This is a genomic window from Phenylobacterium sp., from assembly GCF_004299445.1.
Taxonomy (GTDB): domain Bacteria; phylum Pseudomonadota; class Alphaproteobacteria; order Caulobacterales; family Caulobacteraceae; genus Phenylobacterium.
In genome coordinates, this window is sequence record NZ_SCTC01000087.1 from 1 (window position 1) to 6,386 (window position 6,386).

A 6,386-nucleotide genomic window follows, 5' to 3' on the forward strand; every position below is an offset into this window, starting at 1 on the left:
GCCGCGGTCGGTCCGATGGTTTGCGAGCGCGTCGGGACCGGCCCGGCAATGGCTGAAGCTGCGCCCCGAAGGCCATTGCCAGGGACCTGCGGAGCGTTGCTGCGCACGAGCGCGGCGTCCTGCCTGTCGTCCCTGTGGTGGTACCGGTGACTGCTCATCCCCGCACCCCGGCCTTGTCAAATGCCAGTTCCCGCAACGCATAGGCGGCGGCGAGCAGGTGATCCGAGGCCAGTTCAAGGGTGCTGGCGAGGTCGTTGGCGAGCATCAGCGAAGGGGCGTCCTGCACCGCACCAAGGATCAGGCGTCGCGCGTCGCGCAGCATGGCGTCGCACTGGCGCTCGGCCTGCAGCACTCGCCAGGTCGCGCCCAGAAAGGCATCGTTGTCGACCGATTCGCCATGGCTGCCCAGGGTCCGGGCAATGGCCAGTGCCTTGACCTGATCCTGCGTGGCCTGCAGCACGGTGTCCGCCAGGCGTGCCAGCACCTTGCGGACGTCTTCGTTCCAGCCCTTGAGGTGGTGGTCCGCGATCAGGCTGATCAGGAAGGCAGCCTCCTCAAGCGCGTCAGCGACGTCGTCGGATTGTTCGATCAGCCGAGCCACCGGTCGCCAGCGCGGGTGGCGCTCGGCCTTGTCTCGGGCCTGCATCACCAGGTGGTCTGCCTTGCGCTCCCAGGCCTTCGAACGCGCAGCGAGTTCCTTCGCCGCCTTGCCCGACCGTTCGGCGCCATGGGCCAGGCCATCGCTGACCGCCTGCGCCAGCGCCTGGCAGTAGGACGCATGCTCGGCCAGCAGGTCCAACTCGCTGGTGCGTTGGCGGACATGCTGCGCCAGCAACATGCGCGTCTCGTCGGCGACCAGGGCCGCCGGTTGGCCCCGGCGCAAGGCGTCGCAGGCCAGACGCATCACCGCCACCAGGAAGGCGTGCGCGTCGGCGACGCCGACGATCTCATCCAGCCGGTCGCCGATGCGGAAGGCACCGTCGCCTGCCGCCTGCATCGCTGCGAAGATCAGCCGTTCGCCGCCGACCTGCAGCCAGGCGCGGTGGCCGATGTCCAGGCGTGCGACTTCGGCCAGGATGGCGATGGCGTCCTCCTTCTCTACGAAGGCCTGCAGACGCTTGCGCGCCCTGTTCCAGTCGATCAGGAACACGATCCGCGAGCCGATCCCTTCCAGCGCTGCCTCGACCGCGGCGTCATCGGCGCAGTCGAACTGCGCAGTCGACACGGAATAGGCTGCGCCGTCATTGAGATCAGCGCTCGTGCGCGACTCCAGGCCTGACCACTTGGCACCAAAGGGCTCGAGCAAGACCTGGAAGAACTCCAGACGGATCCGGTGCAAATCGGAATAGGTCAGCGTGATCGCATGCGCGGCGACCTGGATCACGAGCACGTGAGCGTCGTTCGTGCCGATGTCGTTCTGGATCAGCAGGCGTTCGCCGTCCCGCGTCGCGGCCGTGTCCAGGCCGGGGTGGTCGAACTTCAGGATGCTGGTGCGATTGAGGCCGCGCATGAAGGCTTCCACGCGCAGGCTATCCTGGGGCAGCAGGTCCCAGACGTTGGCACCGGCGATCACCTCGCTGGCCAGGTCGCCGCAGACCTTGTTGATCTTCTTGTGCAGGTCCATCACCAGCAAGTGCAGGCTGTCGCCCTCGCCGCGGTGGCCATGGGTGAGGTCATGGATCTGCCGATCGGTGAGCCTGTCGGCGGCCAGGCCGACCAGCCACTCGAGGCGATGCTGCACGCGGCGGTGCAGTTCATCGCCCACAGATATCGTCTCGAGCACCGGGCGGGCCATGGTCGTGAGGTCGTCCGCGACGCACTTGACCAGGCGTGGCAGGTCGGGGACGTAAAGGTCCTCATCGACGCGTCGTGCGACGGCAGCGAGTTCGTGGAGCCAGGCCGTGTTCAGGCCGGCCGCCGCAATCTCCTTCGACAGGTCGGGCACATCGCGATGGGGGTGGGCAGCGTGCGACGCGGCCGCCTGCAGCACGGTGAGGTAGACCTTGAGGCGGTCGTTGGCTGACAAGGCCGCCTTGACCCAGGCCGGCAGCATCAGTCTGTGCTGGCCGAGGGAGGCGACCGCTTGGGTCTTTTGCATGGTGTCCGTTCGTGGCAGCCGATGGGCGGTCCAGGGTCAGTCCCCGCCATGACAGCCGTGTGGCAAGGCCGTCGAAGCCCGCCATTCCTTGATGCAGCGCAACCGCACCGGGTGCTGCTGTTCGGGCAGCGCGCCACAGATCGGCACGACCTGAGCGGGGATGCCACCCGGTTATCGACGGAACGCAAACTGGCGCCGACGGATCGCCGATCGCAGGCGATGCCTCTGCATTGCGAGTCGGATCTGGTTCAAGTCTCATGATCAGGTGCCGATAACCGACTCCAGCTTGCAGAGTTCAACAGCCTCTCCTCGCGGGGGGGGCGCAAGAGCCGCCGCGCTTGTCAACCAGAAGGCACAAACAATCTTCAGAAATCCGACAGTGGCCAAACGCTTGGCGTTTGCCTTTGGCCTCACGGTGGCCATCGGGGTCGCGATCGTGGCATACGCAGCCGTCACCATGAAAGGCCTGGGCGCCAACGCGGACGAACTCGCCAGCAACCGCATGGTCAAAATCACTCGGTTCACGGATCTGAAGGACAACTTCCAGACCATCGGACGCTACGCCCGCAACATCGTCATCAACAACGACCCGGCGTTCGTAGAGGGTGAGAAGAAGAAAATAGCTGAACTTCGCGCCAAGAACACCGAGATCCTGGCCAAGCTGGACAAGACGATCACGCTGCCCAGGGCACAGGAGCTTTACAAGGTCATCATTGAAAACCGCCGCCCCTACAACGCCGCGTTGGACCGGGCCATTGAGATGGCGGTCAAGGGTGACAAGGCGGCCGCTGGTGCTTACCTGATCGGTGATGTGCGCACCCTTCAGAATGTCGTCTTCAAGGCCGTAGACGACTCCTGCGATCTGCAACAGGAGATTGCCGACGAACTGGCGAATAGCGCCGTTGAGACCGCCGCCTTCAGTGTCGTGTTGATGTCTGGCCTGGCCCTCTTGATGGCGGTCATCGGGGGTGCCGTCGGCTGGCGGCTGGCGCGCAGCCTGCGCTTGTCCCTGGGTGCTGAGCCGGGGATCTTGAGCGAGGCTGTGGCCAAGGTAGCCAATGGCGATCTGAGCCAGCCCCTGGTGGCGGCTCCAGGCGACACCTCCAGCGTCCTGGCCAATGTGGCCCGCATGCAATCGAGCCTATCGAGCGTGGTCTCCAACGTGCGCATGAACTCCGAAAGCGTAGCCACGGCCAGTGCCCAGATTGCCCAGGGCAATCACGACCTGAGCCAGCGTACGGAAGAGCAAGCCAGCGCGCTGCAGCAGACCGCCGCCACGATGGAGCAGCTCAACTCCACGGTGCGCAACAACGCCGACAGCGCAAAGCAGGCAAATCAATTGGCTCAAGGCGCCTCGACGGTGGCTTTGCAAGGCGGAGAGGTGGTAGGCAAAGTGGTCAGCACGATGCAGGACATCAGCAGCAGCAGCCGCAAGATCGGCGACATCATCGGTGTCATCGACGGCATCGCCTTCCAGACCAACATTCTGGCGCTGAACGCCGCCGTGGAGGCGGCCCGTGCCGGCGAGCAGGGACGGGGATTCGCGGTGGTGGCCTCCGAAGTGCGCAGTCTGGCTCAGCGTAGCGCGGAAGCTGCCAAGGAAATCAAGACCCTGATCGGCCGCAGCGTCGAGCAGGTGGAGCAAGGCACGATGCTGGTGGACCAGGCCGGAAAGACCATGGGCGAGATCGTCGGCTCCATCCAGCGTGTGAGCGACATCGTGGCCGAGATCGCCTCGGCCAGCTTCGAGCAGAGCTCGGGTATCGGGCAAGTCGGCGAGGCTGTCAGTCAGATGGACCAGGTGACGCAGCAGAACGCAGCGCTGGTGGAAGAGAGCGCCGCTGCCGCAGAGAGCCTGAAGGGCCAGGCCCAGCAACTCGTCCAGGCGGTAGCCGTGTTCAGGCTGTCGCATGATGTGTCGGCTGGATCGAGCTATGTGGCCAACTCGGCTGCCAGCGCACCGGTCGTCGAGCGACGCGGTCCGGACCGTGCCAAGAACGTCACCCGCCCTGCCTTCAAGACCAAGCCTGTGGCGGCGTCGAAGCCCGCCGCAGAGGAAACGCGATCGGCAAGCGCCGCGGCCAGGACCGGCACCGACGACTGGGATTCGTTCTGAGTGCGGCTCGCCGCGCCGGAACCTGCACCCACCCTTCAAGCAGTCATCAATGACCATGGTCGCTGAAGGACCATCCCGTGGCGGCACCAACTGCCGTGCACAGCACAGCCGCGTCACCCGAACATGCAGCCCGTGCAATGGCCGCCATGCCCAACGAATTCCTTAGCTTCCGCCTGTGCGGCGAGGAATACGGAATCTACATCCTGCGCGTTCAGGACATCCGCAGCTATGAGGCCCCCACCGGCATCGCGAATGCCGCGCCCTTCATCAAGGGCGTTGTCAACGAGCATTGGTTCCAGACACTGGACCGGGACCGTGTGGCGATCACCGATTGGAGGAAGGACTACTACGAGGTCCGGCCACACAGCAGCATCGGGCTCGAGCCAGTCGAGCCAGGGTCAGGCCTCGCCTTTTGCAGCGAAAGGCAAGACCTGACCCAATACTGTTCGGATAGTTGAACTTCTCTCATAATCGAGCCCCGTCGCAATGACGGAGCTTGCCCATGGCACGAACCAAGGCTGCGCTTGGCGCCGGCGCGAGGCTGGCGGACTACCTCAGCGCCAGCTTGCTGGCAAGAGTCTTCCCTGCCGAGGAAGTACACGCCGTGTTGGACGCACACGGCTGCAACTCGCAGCGGCTGCGCAGCTTCCCCGCGGTGGCCGGGGTGTACTACTGCATGGCGCTGAGCCTGTATCCGGAAGCTGCCTATGAGGAAGTGTTCGCCGCGGTGGCGCAAGGGCTGGCTTGGGCCGCCGGCGCGGCCGATCCGCAGCGGGTGGCCAAGTCCTCGATCAGCGGTGTGCGCAGCAAGATCGGAGCGGCGCCCCTGCGCGATCTCGTGGAGCGCTGCTGCGTCGCCTTGGCCGATGCACGCACGCACCCGCAAGCCTTCTATCGCGGACTACGTCTGGTGGCCGTGGACGGCAGCAACTTCGAGCTGCCCGACGAAGCTGACAACGTGCAGCAGTTCGGCCGTCCCGGCAGCCGCACGGGCATGGCCGGCTACCCGCAGGCCCAATGCGCGGTACTGGTGGAGTGCGCCACGCATGCCATCCTGGGCGCCAACATCGGCGCGTATCGGGCCAGCGAGTGGGAGGTCTGCCAGCCGCTGATGTCCCGGCTGCAGCCGGGCATGCTGTGCCTGGCCGATCGCGGCTTCAATGGCTATGAGTATTGGCGCCAGGCGCGGGCAAGCGGCGCGGATCTGTTGTGGCGCTGTGCAGCCAACCGGCAGTTGCCGGTGCACCAGCTGCTCGAGGACGGCTCGTACATCAGTGCCATCTATCCGACTGGCGTGGGCCGCGTCCAGGCGCAGGAGCAAGCCATGGTCGTGCGCGTGATCGAGTACGCGCTGCCCAACGACGCCGCAGGGCAGCCCCGCTACAGGTTGTTGACGACGCTGCTGGACGCCCGCGCCGCGCCGGCCCTGGAGTTGGCGGCGCTGTACCACCAGCGCTGGGAAATCGAGGCCGTGTTCGACGAGTTGAAGACCCACTTGAGGCAAAGCCGCCGCGTCTTGCGCAGCAAGACGGCCGAACTGGTGCGCCAGGAGTTCTACGGCTGGGTGCTGGCCCACTATGCCGTGCGATGGTTGCTGCACCAGGGTGCGGCACGCCACCGAATACCGCACGAGGAGCTGTCCTTCACCGGACACGTGCAGTTGCTGCGCCGCGCACAGCCTCGCTCAGGGGCCTTTCCCCCCAGAGCGGCCCCGCCGTCGCCGCCGCTGGTTCAATGAACTGCTGCAGATCAGTGCCATGCTGCGGGCAACCCGTACGCTGGACAGACGATCACTGCGCATGGTCAAGCGGCGCCATTCGCCCTACGCTTGCCATGATCGCAAGGCCCGCATTCGTGTTCCCGTCGATAGCAAGCCCAGCATGCTGGGGCCCATGCCGGTATCGATACGACAGCGCAGGCCCAAGGCAGCTGCGCGATGGTCATCCAGCAATCCAGCGGGCGGGTTTCCTCTAAATGAACAGTATTGGGTCAGGTCTTGCTTCTTGCGGGTCTTGCTTCTTGCGGCCAGACACCCGACCTGCCCCTGAGCCACTATGCAACCGCGCCCTCGCGCAGCGCATCATGCAGTCGCCGGATGCCAGGATCTTCATCACCGACGGGGCCGCGCACCTGCCTGGCCTGGCGGCTGAGTTGCGCAAGCTCGACCCGAAG

The 6,386-nt window shown here is 65.6% G+C and carries 3 protein-coding genes and 2 pseudogenes; 4 read left to right on the forward strand and 1 reads right to left on the reverse strand.

What is annotated here, in order from left to right; translation table 11 throughout:
* Positions 1–154: 154 nt before the first annotated feature.
* A complete protein-coding gene (locus tag EPN98_RS23965) occupies positions 155–2,098 on the reverse strand; it encodes a hypothetical protein (RefSeq protein WP_293365509.1) in 1,944 nt (647 codons plus the stop codon).
* A gap of 379 nt (positions 2,099–2,477) precedes the next feature.
* Between EPN98_RS23965 and EPN98_RS23970 the strand changes: the two genes are divergently transcribed.
* From EPN98_RS23970 to EPN98_RS23985, 4 genes and pseudogenes are all read left to right on the forward strand, one after another.
* On the forward strand, positions 2,478–4,214 hold the full coding sequence (locus EPN98_RS23970) for a methyl-accepting chemotaxis protein (RefSeq protein WP_293365511.1): 1,737 nt from the start codon (positions 2,478–2,480) through the stop codon (positions 4,212–4,214).
* A gap of 146 nt (positions 4,215–4,360) precedes the next feature.
* Positions 4,361–4,486: pseudogene (locus EPN98_RS23975) on the forward strand (chemotaxis protein CheW); the annotation flags it as partial.
* 6 nt (positions 4,487–4,492) lie between these two features.
* Positions 4,493–4,585, forward strand: a pseudogene (locus EPN98_RS23980) (integrase core domain-containing protein); the annotation flags it as partial.
* 131 nt (positions 4,586–4,716) lie between these two features.
* The gene (locus EPN98_RS23985; RefSeq protein ID WP_293365512.1) at positions 4,717–5,952 is read left to right on the forward strand and encodes an IS4 family transposase; all 1,236 of its coding nucleotides are present in this window, start codon (positions 4,717–4,719) and stop codon (positions 5,950–5,952) included.
* Positions 5,953–6,386: the final 434 nt, after the last annotated feature.

Bases quoted from the DNA above. Each gene is read 5' to 3' on its own strand.
- EPN98_RS23965 (WP_293365509.1), bottom strand. From the start codon at position 2,098: ATGCAAAAGACCCAAGCGGTCGCCTCCCTCGGCCAGCACAGACTGATG.
- EPN98_RS23985 (WP_293365512.1), top strand. From the start codon at position 4,717: ATGGCACGAACCAAGGCTGCGCTTGGCGCCGGCGCGAGGCTGGCGGAC.